Annotated in this window: 10 protein-coding genes and 1 other annotated feature; of the genes, 8 read left to right on the forward strand and 2 right to left on the reverse strand. The window is 34.0% G+C overall.

Annotated features, from left to right (window positions below; translation table 11 throughout):
• Positions 1-134 precede the first annotated feature (134 nt).
• The 4 genes from H8718_RS15830 (at position 135) to brnQ (ending at position 10278) form a co-directional block, all read left to right on the forward strand.
• Positions 135-4790 (forward strand): Ig-like domain-containing protein, encoded by a 4656-nt coding sequence (locus H8718_RS15830; protein WP_249333669.1) that lies wholly within the window; start codon positions 135-137, stop codon positions 4788-4790.
• A 293-nt stretch (positions 4791-5083) separates the two neighbouring features.
• A complete protein-coding gene (locus tag H8718_RS15835) occupies positions 5084-6100 on the forward strand; it encodes an AraC family transcriptional regulator (RefSeq protein ID WP_249333671.1) in 1017 nt (338 codons plus the stop codon).
• 156 nt (positions 6101-6256) lie between these two features.
• Positions 6257-8479: a glycoside hydrolase family 2 protein gene (locus tag H8718_RS15840; protein ID WP_249333672.1), complete on the forward strand. Its 2223-nt coding sequence runs from the start codon at positions 6257-6259 to the stop codon at positions 8477-8479.
• A 118-nt stretch (positions 8480-8597) separates the two neighbouring features.
• Positions 8598-8858: a binding site (T-box leader), on the forward strand.
• A 73-nt stretch (positions 8859-8931) separates the two neighbouring features.
• On the forward strand, positions 8932-10278 hold the full coding sequence (gene brnQ / locus H8718_RS15845) for a branched-chain amino acid transport system II carrier protein (RefSeq protein WP_249333675.1): 1347 nt from the start codon (positions 8932-8934) through the stop codon (positions 10276-10278).
• Between the two features lie 47 nt (positions 10279-10325).
• On the opposite strand, the gene H8718_RS15850 is transcribed toward brnQ, so the two are convergent.
• Positions 10326-11018 (reverse strand): YjjG family noncanonical pyrimidine nucleotidase, encoded by a 693-nt coding sequence (locus H8718_RS15850; protein ID WP_249333677.1) that lies wholly within the window; start codon positions 11016-11018, stop codon positions 10326-10328.
• 545 nt (positions 11019-11563) lie between these two features.
• On the opposite strand from H8718_RS15850, the gene H8718_RS15855 reads away from it, so the two are divergent.
• Positions 11564-12106, forward strand: a complete 543-nt coding sequence (locus tag H8718_RS15855) for a GNAT family N-acetyltransferase (RefSeq protein ID WP_249333679.1) — start codon at positions 11564-11566, stop codon at positions 12104-12106.
• 292 nt (positions 12107-12398) lie between these two features.
• Positions 12399-14957: a transglutaminase-like domain-containing protein gene (locus tag H8718_RS15860; protein WP_249333682.1), complete on the forward strand. Its 2559-nt coding sequence runs from the start codon at positions 12399-12401 to the stop codon at positions 14955-14957.
• A 205-nt stretch (positions 14958-15162) separates the two neighbouring features.
• On the opposite strand, the gene H8718_RS15865 is transcribed toward H8718_RS15860, so the two are convergent.
• Positions 15163-15672 carry a hypothetical protein gene (locus tag H8718_RS15865; protein ID WP_249333684.1) on the reverse strand — a complete coding sequence of 170 codons (510 nt, stop codon included), beginning with the start codon at positions 15670-15672 and terminating at the stop codon, positions 15163-15165.
• A gap of 175 nt (positions 15673-15847) precedes the next feature.
• Here H8718_RS15865 and H8718_RS15870 point away from each other — a divergent pair, with 175 nt between their 5' ends.
• Both H8718_RS15870 and H8718_RS15875 read left to right on the forward strand, forming a co-directional pair.
• Positions 15848-16792, forward strand: coding sequence for an LCP family protein (locus tag H8718_RS15870; protein ID WP_249333685.1), 945 nt, complete (start codon positions 15848-15850; stop codon positions 16790-16792).
• 167 nt (positions 16793-16959) lie between these two features.
• Positions 16960-17532 (forward strand): cysteine hydrolase family protein, encoded by a 573-nt coding sequence (locus tag H8718_RS15875; RefSeq protein WP_177668741.1) that lies wholly within the window; start codon positions 16960-16962, stop codon positions 17530-17532.
• Positions 17533-17680 lie beyond the last annotated feature (148 nt).

A 17680-nucleotide genomic window follows, 5' to 3' on the forward strand; every position in this document is an offset into this window, starting at 1 on the left:
TTGAAAATAAATTTTAGATATTAAAATAAAATAAAGGTATTTTAGTACTTTGTAAATAATAATAAAAATAGTATAATCTAGGTAGTAAAATTTTAAAAATATCAAGTAATTTATGTGAGAAATGGAGAAACTATATGACAATTCGAGGGACACAAAGTGACAGAAAGATAGAAATGAACAAAGATTGGACATTTTGCTGGGCGGGAGATGTTAATCATCCAAGGGCAGATATAAGTGATGCCTATAAAATCAATTACAATGATTCTGAATGGAGAAAGTTAAATTTACCACATGATTGGAGTATTGAGTTTGACTTTAATATCGAACATTCTTTAGTAGGTTCAGAAGCCGGCTACTTAGATGGTGGTACAGGTTGGTATCGTAAGAAATTAGTTTTACCACAAGAAATGAAAGATAAAAGAATTGCTATTCATTTTGGCGGTGTTTATATGGATAGCACAGTCTATGTGAATGAAAAGCAAGTTGGGAAATATCCTAATGGTTATATGCCTTTTACATATGATTTAACAGATTATATCATTGCAGATGGGGTAACAGAAAACGTTATTGCTGTTAAAGTAGTAAATGAACAGCCAAGTAGTAGATGGTACTCAGGAAGTGGAATTTACCGTGATGTAGAGCTGATTGTAACAGAGTCAGTACATGTAGTAGAATACGGAACTTTCGTTACGACACCGTATATTGAAGAGGAGTATGCAACAGGCAAAGTGACTATGCATATTCAGACAGAAGTAAAAAATACTTCAGAATCAGATAAACAAGTTGTAGTACGTTCTACACTTTTAGACTATAAAACAAATGAGGTAGTAGCACAGACGGTAGAAAGTGAAGTATATACTATAGCTGCTAGCCAAATAGATAAGGTAGACCAACAAATGGTTGTATCTGAGCCGAAACTTTGGTCTACAGCAGAGCCTAACCTTTATACAATGCTTACGGAAGTTGTTGTAGAAGGAGAAGTTGTAGATACTTATAAAACAAGATGTGGTTTTAGATGGATTAAATTTGATGCCGAGGAAGGTTTCTTCTTAAATGGTGAGTGGATGAAACTTAAAGGTGTATGTATGCATCATGATCAAGGAGCGCTTGGAGCTGTTGCGAATACGCGTGCTATTGAGCGTCAGATGGAGATTATGCAGGATATGGGTGCTAATGCAATACGTGTGACTCATAACCCAGCTGCAGATGAGCTTTTACGTATCTGTGATGAAAAAGGACTTCTTGTTATTGATGAAGCTTTTGATACTTGGTATGGTGGAAAGAAACAATATGACTTAGGACGTTTCTTCTCACAAGGGTCCACTTCTCATCCAGATGGTGTTAATACTGTAACTTGGGCAGAGTTTGACCTTAAACGTATGGTAAAACGAGGACGTAACTTCCCATGTATTATTAAATGGTCCGTAGGAAATGAAGTAAGTGAAGCAAGTGGAGATGAACGTTCTTTAGAAACCATTAAAAACATGAAAAAGTGGGTTTATGAAGTAGATCCAACAAGAGGCATTACACAAGGTGCTGATAAATTTAGATTTGGTACAGGTGAAGGTGGTCACGAAGATATCGCTGCTGTGCAGGATACTGTAGGCTTTAACTATGCAGAAGAAAACTATGATAGCATACATGCAAAGCATCCTGACTGGGTAATTTATGGTTCGGAGACTTCTTCAGCAACTAAATCAAGAGGTGTATATAGTCATCCAGATTGGTTAGGAAGTCATGATTCAGGGGATCATTCAGATTATCAACAATCTTCTTATGACAATGACCATGTAGGTTGGGGAAAAACAGCGACAAACTCATGGATTCCAGATCGAGATAGAAAATATATAGCAGGTCAGTTTATTTGGACAGGCTTTGACTATATTGGTGAGCCTACACCTTGGCATAATACAGGAGGACCAGGTCATGAGCTATCACCTAAAAGTTCTTATTTTGGTATTGTAGATACAGCGGGCTTCCCTAAAGATGATTATTACCTTTACCAAAGTGTATGGAAGTGCGTAAGCGAAGCGCCAATGGTACATATTTTACCGCATTGGAATTGGGAAGATGATACTCTTAGAAGTCATGTAACAGGAGAAGATGGCAAGATTCCACTTAGAGTATATTCTAATGCACCACGTATTGAACTTTTTATAGATGGAGTAAGTCAAGGTGAAAAAATTTTTGCTCAGAAAGTAACAGATTATGGTTTTGCTTATCAACAACAATCTGAAACAAGTGATCGCCTGTATTTAGAATGGCGATTAGATTATGAGTATAGACCGGGAACTAAGATCCAAGCAGTTGCTAAAAGTGCAGAAGGCATAGTAATAGCTGAAGAAACTATGGTAACAGCAGATAAAGCAGCTCAAGTAGCTTTACAAGCAGATAGAAGTGTCATTCATGCTGATGGCAAGGATCTTTGTTATATTACAGTAGATATTCAAGATGAAAGGGGTAACTTTGTCCCAACGGCAGATAATGAAGTAAAATTTGAAATAATAGGACAAGGGCAAATTGTAGGAGTCGATAATGGAAATCCTGTAAGCCATGAACGCTATAAGGCACAGGCCGATGGTACATGGAAACGTAAAGTCTTTAATGGAAAAGCCGTTGTTATTGTTCAAGCAACAGAAGAAGGTGGAAGTTTTACACTGAAAGCATCTTCTAAGGGTCTAGAAGGAGCATATGTAAAAGCTTACACAGTAGAAGATACTAGAAAAACATCACGAGAAGTATTAGGTTATGAGGTTTACCCTATAAAAACAGAAGTAGGTGTGATGCCTACACTTCCTGAAAACGTGATAGCTGTACTGGCGAATGGAACTAAAGTAAATCAAGCTATAACATGGAATGAACTTAGTAAGCAGCAGTTTAATCAAATGGGTGTAGTAACAGTTCAGGGGACTGTAAATGGAGTAGAAGCAACAGTAAGTGTTGAAGTGGTAGTAGTAGATATCAGACAAGGTGAAAAGGCAAGCGTAGCAGAGCTTACAAGTCTTATGATTAATAATAAGGAAGTAGCAGGCTTTAATCCAAATACATTTATTTATGAAATGAAAGTACCATATGGCGAGCAAATTACACATATTACTGCAGTTGCTAAAGATAATGCAAAGATATGCATTGTGCCACCAAGTAGTTATACAGGCGTAGTAATAGTTGAAGTAGAAGCAGATGAGCATATAAAACAGAAATATATTGTTCATATAGACGAAGCTATGCCACAGCTTAAAGAAGTAAACTTTAAAGTAGAACATACACTTATTAAAGAAGATGAAAAAGTAGGCTTTATTTTAGAAGGAGTCAAGGAAGATGGCATAGCAATAGACCTTTCAAAAGCAGAAGTTCATTATCATGTAACAACAGAAGATAAAGCATATATTGAGTTTGTACAAAGTGAGATTTATGCCTATACAGCAGGTACTTTAAAAGTTGCTGTAGAAGTCATTTATGGAGGCGTAAGTCTTACATCTGATGAAGTAACTTTAACGATTGTACCGAATGAAGTTGTTAAAGAAGTAGTAGCTTATGAAGAAGTTCAAATAGGCTGTACAGTCGGTAACAGTCCAAACTTACCAAAGATGGTGAAAGCATACTTTAACGTAGGTTTTCCTCGTATGGTAGAAGTAGAATGGAGCGAACTTTCAGAAAGAGACTACAATACTTATGGTCAGTTTGAGGTAGAAGGAAAAGTAAAGGGATATGCACTTTTAGTTAAAGCTATTGTTGTAGTAAAAGGCATTCTGGCTATAGAAAGTGTAAGTGTGGCAGCGGTAAAAGGTATTCCAGCAGAATTACCTGAAAAAGTAATGGTTTACTATAGTGACCATACAAAAGCAGAAAGCTATGTAAGATGGAACGAGACTCGTGTAAATTACAGTGCTGTAGGTATAGTAGAAGTTACAGGAATGCTAGAAGATGTTAGGATGCCAGTTACTGCAAGTGTGAGAATTACTGAAGTAGCAGAAGAAATTAAAGAAAGTAAAAATTACGCAAAACAATGGACAGGCTCTCAGTTCCCAGCAGCTTTAGCATCCTTTACAAATGATGTAGAAGGTTCAAAAGATAATATTTCACATGTTAATGATACAGTCATTGCTTTTGATGAGATGCAGCATAATAGATGGAGTAACTGGCAGCATGCACCTAGAGATAAAGAGTGGGTAGGTATTCTCTTTGCTGAAGGTGGTAATATTACAAAACGTTATATGGATACTGTAAAAGTAGGATTCTTTGAAGATCATGGAGTAGGTGCACCAGAGAACTTTACAATTGAATACTATGTGCCAGATAGAGAGCCAGCTGCGCCAAATCGTTTCGGGCATGTAACAGATGGTGAATTAGCAGAGAAAGGAAATTGGAAGCCAGTTGTGGGAATCCAAGGAGATACAGTAGGTGTAGAAGCTGGAAGTATGCATACCTTTACATTTGAACCAGTCCATACTTATGCAATTCGTCTTAATATGACTAGAAAAGCAGAGAAGCAAGGTATCGCTATAACGGAGCTTGAAGCTTATGGCAAAGAAGCTATTGCATATGAAGACTATGAAATAGTAGAAGTTTTAGTAGATGGATGCAATGTACTTGATAACTTTGATGAAGCATTAAATTGTGTATACGTGGTGCAAGGTAATCATGTACCAGAAGTTAGAGTAAATGCTACAAAACATGCTAAAGTAACAGTGATTCCAGCAGTAGATAGAAACGGTATAACTCAAATAGAAGTACTCCCAGAAAATGGAGATGTAACAAAAACTAAAATTTATCATATTAGTTTTAAATAAGAATATGAATGAAAAGGTTCAATCTCCTAGAAGAGATTGAACCTTTTTCTTAGAAAGCATATTTATCTAAGAAGATATTCAATGTGTCTGGTATAGATTTTTGTAATATTGGGAGATTCTTTAAGTGCCTATTTCTCTTTTTTATTAATTAGCATGCGTTTTAGAAGTGAAGTGGCTAGAATTAAAGAAGTTACTATAAAAGTATGCAGGATATTAGGTACAAATGATTAGACAGAATCATATAGATTAACTTATTTCCTGAAAACAGAATAAAGAGTTGAGGAATTTATAGAATGAAACAGTATTTATTTTTTATAGATTTACCATTACTAGAAAAGGCATTTTACTTTTTAGCAGAAGAAACTTTAATGAAAAAACCTCTTATTGCTTATGAGCAAATAGGAGAAGAGGACATACTAGAGGTTAGGCATAATGCGCAAGGGGAGATCGAATTTAAGAAAAGCAATAAGAGCTCAGCACAGCTTATATTAAATGAGATTAGAAAATATGATATATATCCAGGGTATGGTGGGGATGAGGAAAAATTATTTTACCATTATCATAATTTGTTTGAAATTTCTATTGTATTATCAGGAAGAGGATACTATTTTGCAGAAGGAAGATGTATTAAGGTTCAAGCAGGGTCTATTGTGGCATTTAATGGATTAGTACCACATGCTTGGATTGCTGACAAAGAAGATCCCCCACGTCTTAAAACATTTAAATTCTATCAAAATTTGTTTCTAGAGAATGAAATAGAGGAAGAGCAATGGAAATTAATAAATGATTACTTAAGTACATTTACTGTAATAGATTTACATGGTAAAGAAGGTGAAAAAAGTTTTACGATTTTGCAACTCATGTACGAAGAATATATCAATAAAAATAAAGGGTATAGGGAATGTATTAGAAACCTACTGCTAGTATTTTTAGTGTATATCATGCGACAAGATATAAATAGACGAAAAAACACTAAGAAAAGAGGTCACCATACAGAGATAGAAAATGCTGTGAAATATATGAAGAATAATTTTCATCTAAATCTTGCATTAGAAGATGTAGCCAAAGTGGTATATATGCATCCTAACTATTTTTCAGCAGTATTCAAGAAGGCATATGGTATAAGTTTTATAGATTATATGAATAGGTTAAAAGTCTCTATGGCAACTGAATTAATGGAAAGTACGCAGTTACCTATTCCAGAAATTGCAATGCGTTGTGGATTTACATCTCTATCCAACTTTTACAGGGTGTTTAAAAGCGTTCAAGGGATAAGTCCTGTTAAGTATATTAAACAGCTGAAATTCTAATAATTTAATAGGATATTCTAACATTATATGATAATGGATACAATATATATATGTTTTTCCTTAGATATAGTATATTGATTTGTGAAAAAATTGTATTAGCAAAATAGGAAATCTAAATAAAGCACAAAACAAATTTCACTAAGAAAGGGGAACAATATGATTGCGTCAAACAAAAAAACATGTATCAATAAGGGATGGTTTTATCGCAGAGATAAGCAAGAAGAAGGGGTAAAAGTTAATTTGCCTCATGCTAATAAAGAAGTACCGTATAATTATTTTGATGAAAAAATGTATCAATTCATCAGCTTTTATGAGAAAGAGCTGTGGATAGAACATGGAAATGATAGAGAGTTTTTAGTTTTTGATGGTGTTATGACGGCTTTTAAAATCTTTGTAAATGATGTTTTTATAGGAGAGTATAAGGGTGGTTATATTCCACATCATGTAGAGATCACAGATTTTGTACAAAGGGGAGCATATAATAAGATTCTGGTAGAGGTAGATTCTACAGAGCGAGCAGATATTCCACCTTTTGGATATGTGGTAGATTACTTAACCTTTGGTGGAATTTATAGAGATGTGTGGCATTATACACTTAGCCAAACTTATATGAACCATGTCTATTTTAAATACAGTATTTTAGAACATAATGGTAAACAGGGGAAAGTACAATGCTTACCAATTATTGAAATTGATAGCAAAGAAGAGGCTCAAAGTGTAAAGCTTATGGTACAGATTAATGACCATGAGGTAGAGATGCAGTTAGATGTAAAAAAAGGGATACATAGATATAATTTCACGCCATTTGTAATGGAAAATATGACATTATGGGATATAGAAAATCCACATAGATATGACTGTAAAGTTAGGATGCAAGGTGAGATGGGGAATGATGAAGCAAGTCTAAAAGTAGGGTTTAGAGAACTACATATAGAAGAGAATAAGCTTGCTTTAAATGGCAAATCACTTACTTTATTAGGGCTTAATAGACATCAAAGCTATCCTTATGTAGGATATGCTATGCCAAAGAGAGTTCAAGAAAAAGATGCATACATTCTTAAGTATGAGCTTGGGCTTAATGCAGTAAGGACTTCACACTATCCACAGTCACCTTATTTCTTAGATGCATGTGATGAAGTAGGGCTATTGGTTTTAGAAGAGATACCAGGCTGGCAGCATATTAGCCAGAGGGAAGATTGGCGTAGTAAGGTAATGGAAGATGTAAAAGCTATGATAGAAAGAGACTACAACCATCCTTCTATTATTACATGGGGGGTACGTATTAATGAATCTGGGGATGATCATGAATTATATACTGCAACCAATGAACTAGCAAGAAGTCTAGATGATACAAGGCCCACATCAGGAGTAAGATGCATGGAAAGAAGTGAGTTCTTAGAAGATATTTATACAATGAATGACTTTATCCATGATGGTTCAGAGAATATCTTAAGAACAAGGGAGCGTTGTACAGGTTCAGAAAAGCCTGTACCATATATGGTAACAGAATTCTGTGGTCACATTTACCCAACTAAAAAGTTTGATCAAGAAGAAAGATTAGTAGAGCATGCGCTAAGACATGGACGTGTACAAAGTATGGCAAGACAAAAAGATGAAGTGCTTGGTGCAATAGGTTGGTGTGCGTTTGATTATAATACACACTTTGACTTTGGGAGTGGAGATAGAATTTGTTACCATGGCGTAATGGATATGTTTAGAATTCCAAAGTTTGCAGCAGCAGTTTACAAAAGTCAAAGAGATCCAAAACATGGCTATGTTATAGAACCACTTACCTACTGGGCAAGAGGGGAGAAAAATAAAGGGGTTGTATTCCCAATTCATGTGTTTACTAACTGTAATAAGATAGAGGTTAAATTAGGTGGAGTGAGTAAAGGTGTCTTTTCAAGACAATTCCATAATACAGATCCTAAGATGCAATACCTTAAACAACCACCCTTTGTATTAAGCATGAATAATGGTGAGTGGGGAGCACATTGGACAGATGCAGAGTTTATTGGTTATGTAGGAGATGAAGTAGTAGTAAGTAAAAAGTTTGCTGCGAACCCTGTATATTCAGGAATACAAGTAGAAATAGATGATTATAAACTCTATGCAGATGAACTAGATGCAACACGTGTTGTTGTACGTGCTATAGACCAGGTTGGCAATACCTTACCGTACTTAAGTGAAGGTATTCAGATAGAAACATTTGGGGATATAGAAGTAATAGGACCTAAGCAGCTTGCTTTAACAGGCGGAAGCATTGCTTTCTGGATTAGAACAAAGATAGAAAGTAGAGAAGGTATAGCAAAAATAAAAGTAAATAGCTATGGTGGATATAAAGAAGAAATAAGTATTGAACTTGAGAAGAGGGATTAGATAAAAATAAATTAAATAAAAAAGTCAGGCAAAAGAAGTTTATATATAAATTAAAATTAATTGTTGACATATATATAATTTTTGTGTAGAATCATAAACAACGAACAAAACACATCATATAAATTCGATGAAGAGAAAAAGTAAGTTATAAATTTGTTCCCCAGAGAGTTGGTGTATGCTGAAAGCCAATGTTCAAATTATAGCCGAATATCATCTCTAAGAAGCAATGCTGAACAGTTTTTAAGTAGGTATTGCCGGAGTCTTTCCACGTTATAGGAAAAGCGTATTGGTAGATACGAAATGAGAGCTATAAACCTTTATTAATAATAAATAAAGTTTATAGAATTAGGGTGGTAACGCGGTTAATCCCGTCCCTTGTTGTAGACAAGGGGCGGTTTTTTTATTGTCTAAAAATCAATTTAATGATGTTGTGATAAGGAGGAGAATGTAAAATGAAACAGTTATCAAAAAAAGATTTATTATTCGTAGGGCTTATGCTTTTTTCATTATTCTTTGGAGCAGGAAATCTGATTTTTCCACCTTTCTTAGGCCAATCAGCAGGGAATAAAGTATGGATTGCTATGGTGGCCTTTCTCATTACAGCAGTAGGATTTCCAATTTTAGGCGTTATTGCTGTAGCAAAATCAGGAGGGCTTGAAAATTTAGCAAGAAGGGTAAATCCTGTCTTTGCTACTATATTTACAGTGCTTATTTATTTATCTATTGGGCCATGTTTAGGTATACCAAGAGCTGGGAGTCTTCCGTTTGAAATGGCAGTAGCACCATACCTTCCAGAGAGTATGTCTGTAGTTGGAGCAAGATTCATCTTTACTTGTGCCTTTTTCTCAGTAGCCTATTGGCTTTCTCTATCGCCAACTAAACTTGTTGATCGTATGGGGAAAATTTTAACTCCAACATTATTAACTATGATTTTTGTGATTGTTATCGCTTCATTATTCAGACCAATTGGAGAATATGGCAGTGCAGTAGCAGAATATGCTGAGTCACCTTTTGTAAAAGGATTTTTAGAAGGTTATTTAACAATGGATACCATCGCAGCTTTAAACTTTGGAATTGTTATTGCCTTAGCCATTAAGTCGAAAGGTGTAGAGGATGAAAAGACTGTTGTAAGAACTTCTATTAAAGCAGGTCTTATTGCAGGTGGATTACTAGTTGTTATTTATGTACTTTTAGCACACTTAGGAGCATCAAGTGGTGGAAGATTTGGAATGACAGAAAATGGGGCACAGACTCTAACACATGTTATGTCTTACTTATTTGGTAAACCAGGCGCTGTACTTTTAGCTGTTATCTTTACACTTGCTTGTTTAACAACAAGTGTAGGTCTTATTACTTCATGTAGCCAATATTTTTCCACTTTAGTACCTAAAATGACCTATAAAAACTGGGTTAGAATCTTATCCCTTTCAAGTATGATTCTTGCTAATATGGGGCTTAATATGATTCTTTCCATTTCTATACCTGTATTAGATATGATTTATCCAATAGCAATCATGCTGATTGTGCTTGCTATGTTTGATAAATTATTTAAAGGCAATAGATATGTTTATGGTCTAACTATGCTCTTTACAGGCTTAGTAAGTATTATCTATGCATTAGATTCATTAGGATTTAAATTAAATTTTGTAACGCAATTACTTAATAAATTACCTTTCTATGGCCAAGGATTAGGATGGATTGTGCCAGCTTTAGTGGGAATAATTGCAGGCTATATAGTAGGTTTAGTAAAGCAAGAGCAAATAAATGAAGATTTAAGTGTAGAGCTTCCTAGAGAATAAGAAAATAAATAAAAAGGATAGAACGTATAGGGTTCTATCCTTTTTATTTACTCTGCAAATATTATAGCTTTAAGCTGCTCGAAATTTGCAACTTCATAAGTTGGTGAGATATTCTTAGTATTAGCAAGTCTGTCAGAATTATACCAACAAGTATCTATACCAAAGTTAATTCCGCCTTGTATATCAGAAGTAAGACTATCTCCCACCATCAGTACAGTAGTTTTATCCTGATGATTAATATTATTTAAAGCAAGTTCAAAAATTTTAGGATTTGGCTTGGAAACCTTAACTGCTTCAGAAATGACAATATCTTTAAAGTATGGAGCAATAATAGATTGACCAATACGTTTCGTTTGTACATCGGTAAGTCCATTTGTAATAATACTTAATGTACATACTTTAGAGAGGCTGTCTATAAACTCTAAAGCTCCTTCATATAAGAAAGAGGCATCTGCTAGGTGTTTCATATAAGATGTAGAGAATGCTTGTGCATCAAATGTAACCTCTAAGCGTGTAGCTAGCCTTTCAAAACGTTCAATTTTTAGTTTGGTTTGTGTGATAAGACCTTCTTCGAACTCTTTCCAAATTGCTGTATTAATTTCTTGGTATATTTGTAAATGATAACTTTCATCATAATCTATACCAAATTCAAGCATAGCATTTTTAAACGCTTCTCTTTCGGATTTTTTAAAATCAAATAAAGTTTCATCAGCATCAAATAGTATAACATCATATTTCATAGTCGTTTCTCCCTTATGTAGTATAGTTATAACTGTTATAGATTTTATCATAATAAAGGAGAGAAGGATAGAAAATAGGATTGTAATAAATTTTATAGGAATTTTTATCTTCATCCCAAAGCTATCTTTCTAATAGTCTCAAATCATAAGTAGCTTTATTATAAGGAAGAGCTTTTTCTAAAGTATGAGCTTGAGAGAGGATGAATATTAAGTGAGTATAAGTAAGGAGAATAATAAATTACTTAAAAACTTTTTTAGAGATAGAATTTGAGTTTAGTGTTTCCAAGTAAAACCTATATATTTAATAATTGGAAAAGCATGGAGTTGGAAAATGGAAAAGTAGCTTAGAATAATATAATCTTTATAAATAGAAGTATAAATGAGAAAGAGATGGACATGAAAAATAAATTTAAAATTGCAATTGTACAGGCAGTAAGATATCCTTTTGATTATGATAAAAATACTCAGAGATGTAAGAAGTCCTATAATTTCTGTTTGAGTTAGTAGATAGATTGAAAAGAGTGATAGAATAAGTGGGATAAATAATGGGATTAAATAGAGGGAGTAATATGGAGCGTATGAATAGACTATATTTACATATACCGAGATTAGAGGAGTTAGATTATAGACAGAAGATTTTACTGCAACCAGATACTATGGCTTATAATAAAGGATTTCATTTACAATTTATAGATTATGATAATGAAACGGGATGTATTTATTTTAGAAAGCAAGACTGGAAGAGTTGGTTTGATTTTTGGATTAATCAAGGACCAGATAGGTTTTATGCCTATATTGTGAAAAGGGAAGATCATCAGTTTATAGGAGAAGTCTCTTTTAGATATGATAAGCATTATGAGGCACATATGGTAGGTATTATTATAGAAGCTCAGCATAGGGGGAAAGGGTACTGTGAAGAGGCACTAAATTTATTAGTACAAGTAGCTTTTGATATATACGGTTTGGAGCGGCTTCAAGATGATATTCCAGCAGAGCGTGAAACTGCACATAAAGCTTTTGCAAAGGTTGGGTTTAAGAAAAAAAGAGTAGAAAATGGTAATATACTTGTAGAATTAGTTAAGAAATAAATTTTGCATGCTGCATCAAATGATGTAAGTATAGCATAGAGATTGCCAAAGGGTAGTTTCAACAAAATACATATCTTAGAAAGTTCTTTTAAAAGGTTATATGCAAGTTATAAAAAATATGATTTTAAATCTTTAAAAATATACAATATGTACAAGTTGTATAAAAGTGCTTTCGCAAAAATGAAAGAAAAGATAAACAATTTATAGAGATTGTTTTATTTAATTTTAAGTTGTACTATGGTACTATAACTAAGTAGGATTGATAAAGGAAAACTAGAAAGGTAGGAGAACTATGCTAGTAAGTAATAAACACAAACAAATCATAGAAGAACGCTTTGCAGTCGTTCGAGAAAATGCTAAAAATAGAGAGACAGAGCTTTTTGCCATACTTGATACATGTACAGAAGATGAGGCGATTTGCTTAAAGTATCTTTATGCTTTTATGCCTGAACAAGATCTTGCTAACCATGATGGTGAACTTTTCCTTAAATTTGTAAGACAAGCTTTAAAAGTACGTCAAATTGTACCTTGGGGAGATAAACTTACAGGGGGATTATTCTTAAACTATGTTCTTCAATATCGTATGAGTAATGAAAATATTGAATACTATAAGGATGATTTCTTTGAAGAGCTCTATCCAAGAATTGAAGGAAAAAGCATGAAAGAAGCAGCCCTTATTATCAACTACTGGTGTTTTGAAAAGGCAACTTATCAAACAACAGATTCAAGAACAACTTGTCCACTTACAACAATCCGTAATGCATATGGTAGATGTGGTGAAGAATCTGTACTTGGCGTGGCTGCATTTAGAAGTGTGGGTATTCCAGCAAGACAAGCATACACACCAAGATGGGCACACTGTGATGATAACCATGCATGGGTAGAAGTATGGACAGATGGTGAGTGGCACTTCCTAGGTGCATGTGAACCAGAAGCAACACTTGACTCAGGTTGGTTCCAGCTTTCAGCATCCCGTGGTATGCTTATCCAAAGTAAAGTATTTGCTACAACTGTAGAGAATGAACTTATTACACGTCAGACAGATAGTGCAACGGAAGTTAATACACTTGATCGTTATGCATCGACAAAAGAAATTACGATTCATGTAGTAGAGGAAGAGAATAAGCCAGTAGAAAATGCAAAAGTAAGATTTGAAGTGATTAACTACTCTGAGTTTTCAGCGCTTACAGAACTTGTAACAGATGCTAATGGGCAAGTGAAATTTACAACTGGTTTTGGTGATTTAGTCGTTTATGTACATAAAGACGGTATTGCAACCTTTGATCAAATTGATGTACGTTTAGCAGACAGTCTAACGATTACACTTAAAGACAGAGCACGTACATCAGGGACAGTAGAAAGTGTAACCCTTGTACCACCAAAAGGTGCATCTCCAGATGAAAATGCCGTAACTGAGGAAATGAAAGCCCTTCATGAAGAGCGTCATGGGCATGCCCTTCGTACAAGAAATGCTTTTGTAGAGACATTCTTCTTAGGAGAAAAAGCAAATGAATGGGCAAAGGACTTTGCACCATTTGAAGAAGGTGTAGCAAGACACTTAGAGGCAGCTCGTGGAAATTACGAAGAAATCCAAGCATTCTTTAATGATGAAGAGACAAAAGATCTTTTAGAGTATAAAGTAAAAATGCTTGATACAATGAATAAAAAAGATATGTCAGATACAAGCTGTGAAACTTTAAAAGCACACTTAGAACATGCGATGCAATTTAAAGATGATTTTGAAGAAGAAATTTTTGTAAAAGGCATTCTTGCACCTCGAATTGCTACAGAGAAAATCACGCCTTATAGAGCTCAGTTAGAGGATATGTTTGATGAGGCAAGTAAAGTAGCCTATAGAAATAATCCAAGAAGCCTTTATGATTATGTTGATGAAACAATTGTGACTGCAACAAGTATGCAAAACGTTTATTTATGTGCACAACCAGTAGGTGTTATGAAACTTAAATGGGGACATGTAAGTGCTAAGAAAATTTTATTCGTAGCATTATGCCGTACATTTGGTATTCCAGCACGTTTAAATAAAGAAAATGGTAATATGAGTTACTACAAAGATGGTAATTGGGTAGAAATTGAAGTAGGTGCAGTGCAAGAAGAAGTTATTAAAAATAGTAACTTAACACTTCATGGACAAGACGATACTGTATGGGAATATATGAAAAACTACACAGTAGGTCGCTATGTAAATGGTGTATATCATACACTTTACTTAGGAACAGGCCAGTGGCAAGATGGTAAAGTAACTTATCCAGTAGAAGCTGGACAATACCGCATCGTAACTGTTAATAGAGAAGCAAGTGGTACAGTACATGCTAACCTTTACTATATGGACATTAAAGAAAATGAAGATGTGACAGTAGAAGTAGCCCTTGCAGAAATAAATGCAGCACACCAAAAAGAAACAGTAGTTAATGAAACTACATTTAGAGATACTAACGGAGATGTATGTGAGCTTTCAAAAGTAATAGGAGAACGTAATAATATTGTAGCATTCTTAGATGCAGGCGCAGAACCTACAGAACATCTTCTTAATGAAATGATTGAAGCCAAAGAACAGTATCTTGAACTTAAGCCAAATGTAATCCTTGTTGTAAAAGAAGAAAAAGACTTAAATAATCCAACACTTGTTAAAACATTAGAAGCAGTACCATTTATTAAAGTATTTGTTGGATATGAAAAAGAACAACTTTCATATCTTTATGAAGGATTTGAAATTCTAGATAAGAAACTTCCATTAGCTTATGTCATGAATAAACCTATGGTTGCTTCTATGGCCATTGCAGGTTACAACGTAGGTATTGGTACAATGTTACTGAAATACTTAGAAATGTAATGAGACAGTACAAGGCGTGTTCCCTATAGAGGAATACGCCTTATATAAATTCTTTTGATCATGTCTTTTGTGATGTTATCTGTATCAATAAAAGGAATAACTGATCTGCTGAACAGATTTAAAAAGAGGTGGATGAGAAAATGTATACCTTTAAAAAGAATAATAGAAATAAAAAATAAAAAACGAGGAATAAATTCTGTTGAATTTATTCCTCGTTTGATTTAAAGTGCATAATAAGATAAAAACCAGCAATGAGTAGTAAAATACCTAGGATAAGACTTGGTATGTTATAGAAGAAACTATGAAACCAACCTAAATAATCTCCAAAACGATATAAAATAGGAAGGACTAAACGGTCAAAAAGTGTATAAACGCCAAGTAGAATAACTACAGTTCCAAGAACTATACGGTGTTTAGTAAAGAAAGTATGCCAGTCTTGATTTAAGAAGCTTTTTAATTTATGTAAGAATTCTTCCTCATCGAGTCTACGTTCATCTTCATTAAGGCGACCTAAAATTAAAGTATCAAAAAAGGCATAGAACCAGATAACTGGAAGAATAAAATTAATAAGGTAAATAGGTAAAAGGTTACAAATGGTCCAGACGATTCCAAATCCAGTCATGATGCATATGCCTTTTTTCATACTTCCTAGATACATTTGCCCAGCACCAGGAATAAGCCCCAATAAAAAAGTAAAGAAATTATTTCTATTCATATTAAAACCTCCTATAATTTACTATCTATTAATAAGTATACAGGCCATTTCTTAAATTAGGTTATCGTATTTCTTAATATTTCTTCAGAAATAACAAAGATATAAGTATTTAAAAATTCATATAAGAACAAATGGGAGGTTATACTAACAACATAATCATTCATAGAGGTGACTTATGCGTAAATCAACAAAAATAATATGGAGTATTGTTGGTATTCTTATAGCAATAGTATTGGTAATGGGTATTTATTTATATAGGACTTTAGATAGTATTACTGTGCCTAATCAAGATATAGTAGAGCAGGAACCAGCCACTTATCCTACTATACCTGGTATTAGTCATGTACTTTTAGTTGGAGTAGATTCGGCAAGTACAGATATAGCTACAAGGTCTGATGCTATGATGCTTCTAACTTTGGATACTATACATGACAATGTGAAATTAACCTCTTTTGCAAGAGATGCCTATGTCAACATTCCTGGTATTGGGTATGAAAAGCTTACACATGCTTATGCCTATGGAGAGGCGCCATTACTCTTACAAACAGTAGAAAGTAATTTTCAGCTTGAAGTAGACCGTTATATTGTTATAGACTTTAAATCTTTTATTGTATTAGTAGACCGTTTAGGGGGTGTAGAAGCCAATCTAGAACAGGTAGATTTAAGAGAGTTTAATCGTGTAGCGGAAGAAAATTATAGGAAGTTCTATGATAACAAAGAAGATAGTTTTAGGCCTATAGAAAGCCCGGGCATTTATAATTTAAATGGTTATCAGACACTAGCCTATGTTAGAATGCGTAAAACAGATTCCATTTATGCTAGGGAAGAAAGGCAGCGTGATGTGGTCGAACAAGTCTTTAAGAAAATAACACGTATGCCATTTACCTCTTACAGTGCACTTTTAAAAGAAGTTTTACCTTATATTAAAACCAATATGAATGTTATGGATATGGTAAAGCTTGCTTTTACAGCTCTTCAAATAGGGACGGATGATGTAAGACAGTTAGAATTTCCAAATCCCAATACAAGTTATGGGGGCTCACTGCCGGGTAAAGGATGGGTATTACAATGGGATGAGGAAGCTGGCAGAGAGGAGTTGCATACATTTTTAAATGAATAAATAAAAAGTTAAAAGTATACAGGATAAATATATTTTATCATGTATACTTTTTAATATAAGGAAGCTACAAGAGCTCAGTTAAAGTAGAAAGTACTTGTTTTTACTAATTAAGGTGCTATAGAATAAAAAGAAAGTTATAATAGATAAAATTTTTGGGAGGAAATAAAATGGAAAAGATATTAGTAGTTGTAGATATGCAAAATGATTTTATAGATGGGACACTGGGCACGCAAGAAGCAGTTAGCATTGTACCAAATGTTATAGACAAGATAAAAGCTTATCAAAAAGAGAATAACCCTATTTACTTTACTAAAGATACACATACACAAGACTATCTCCAAACACAAGAAGGAAAAAATTTACCAGTAGCACATTGTATTAAGGGAACAAAGGGATGGGAATTACAGTTACAAATAGGTGCGTTAGCAGAAAAAATACAAAAAGGTGCAAGCCATCCGATTATTTTTGAGAAGGGAATATTTGGAGGAGAAGAGCTTGCAAAAACGCTTAGAGAAGTAATAAATAAGCCAAATCAGACAGAGATAGAACTTGTAGGACTTTGTACAGATATCTGTGTTTTATCTAATGCAATCTTGCTAAAGACTTATATACCAGAAGCAGTTATTCAAGTTGATGCAGCTTGCTGTGCAGGGGTTACACCAAAGACTCATAATAATGCGTTAGAAGCTATGAAGATGTGTCAGATTCAAATTAAAAATGAGAGTGAAGAGGTTTTCTAGCTTGAATTTACAATCTAAGTGCAACACCTAAAAAAATATGACTCATAAGAGAAAATCCTAGTAAAATAGTGTTTGCGAAGACTACTATTGAAAGGATTAATCTTATGAGCCATTACACACATTTTACCATAGCTGAGCGAGAAAAAAT

This window comes from Zhenhengia yiwuensis (assembly GCF_014384995.1).
GTDB classification, from domain to species: Bacteria; Bacillota; Clostridia; order Lachnospirales; family Cellulosilyticaceae; genus Zhenhengia; species Zhenhengia yiwuensis.

Excerpts from the sequence above, each read along its gene's own strand:
- brnQ (WP_249333675.1), top strand. The coding sequence starts at position 8,932 with ATGAAACAGTTATCAAAAAAAGATTTATTATTCGTAGGGCTTATGCTT.
- H8718_RS15860 (WP_249333682.1), top strand. The coding sequence starts at position 12,399 with ATGCTAGTAAGTAATAAACACAAACAAATCATAGAAGAACGCTTTGCA.
- H8718_RS15875 (WP_177668741.1), top strand. The coding sequence starts at position 16,960 with ATGGAAAAGATATTAGTAGTTGTAGATATGCAAAATGATTTTATAGAT.
- H8718_RS15850 (WP_249333677.1), bottom strand. The coding sequence starts at position 11,018 with ATGAAATATGATGTTATACTATTTGATGCTGATGAAACTTTATTTGAT.
- H8718_RS15835 (WP_249333671.1), top strand. The coding sequence starts at position 5,084 with ATGAAACAGTATTTATTTTTTATAGATTTACCATTACTAGAAAAGGCA.
- H8718_RS15830 (WP_249333669.1), top strand. The coding sequence starts at position 135 with ATGACAATTCGAGGGACACAAAGTGACAGAAAGATAGAAATGAACAAA.
- H8718_RS15840 (WP_249333672.1), top strand. The coding sequence starts at position 6,257 with ATGATTGCGTCAAACAAAAAAACATGTATCAATAAGGGATGGTTTTAT.
- H8718_RS15855 (WP_249333679.1), top strand. The coding sequence starts at position 11,564 with ATGGGATTAAATAGAGGGAGTAATATGGAGCGTATGAATAGACTATAT.
- H8718_RS15870 (WP_249333685.1), top strand. The coding sequence starts at position 15,848 with ATGCGTAAATCAACAAAAATAATATGGAGTATTGTTGGTATTCTTATA.
- H8718_RS15865 (WP_249333684.1), bottom strand. The coding sequence starts at position 15,672 with ATGAATAGAAATAATTTCTTTACTTTTTTATTGGGGCTTATTCCTGGT.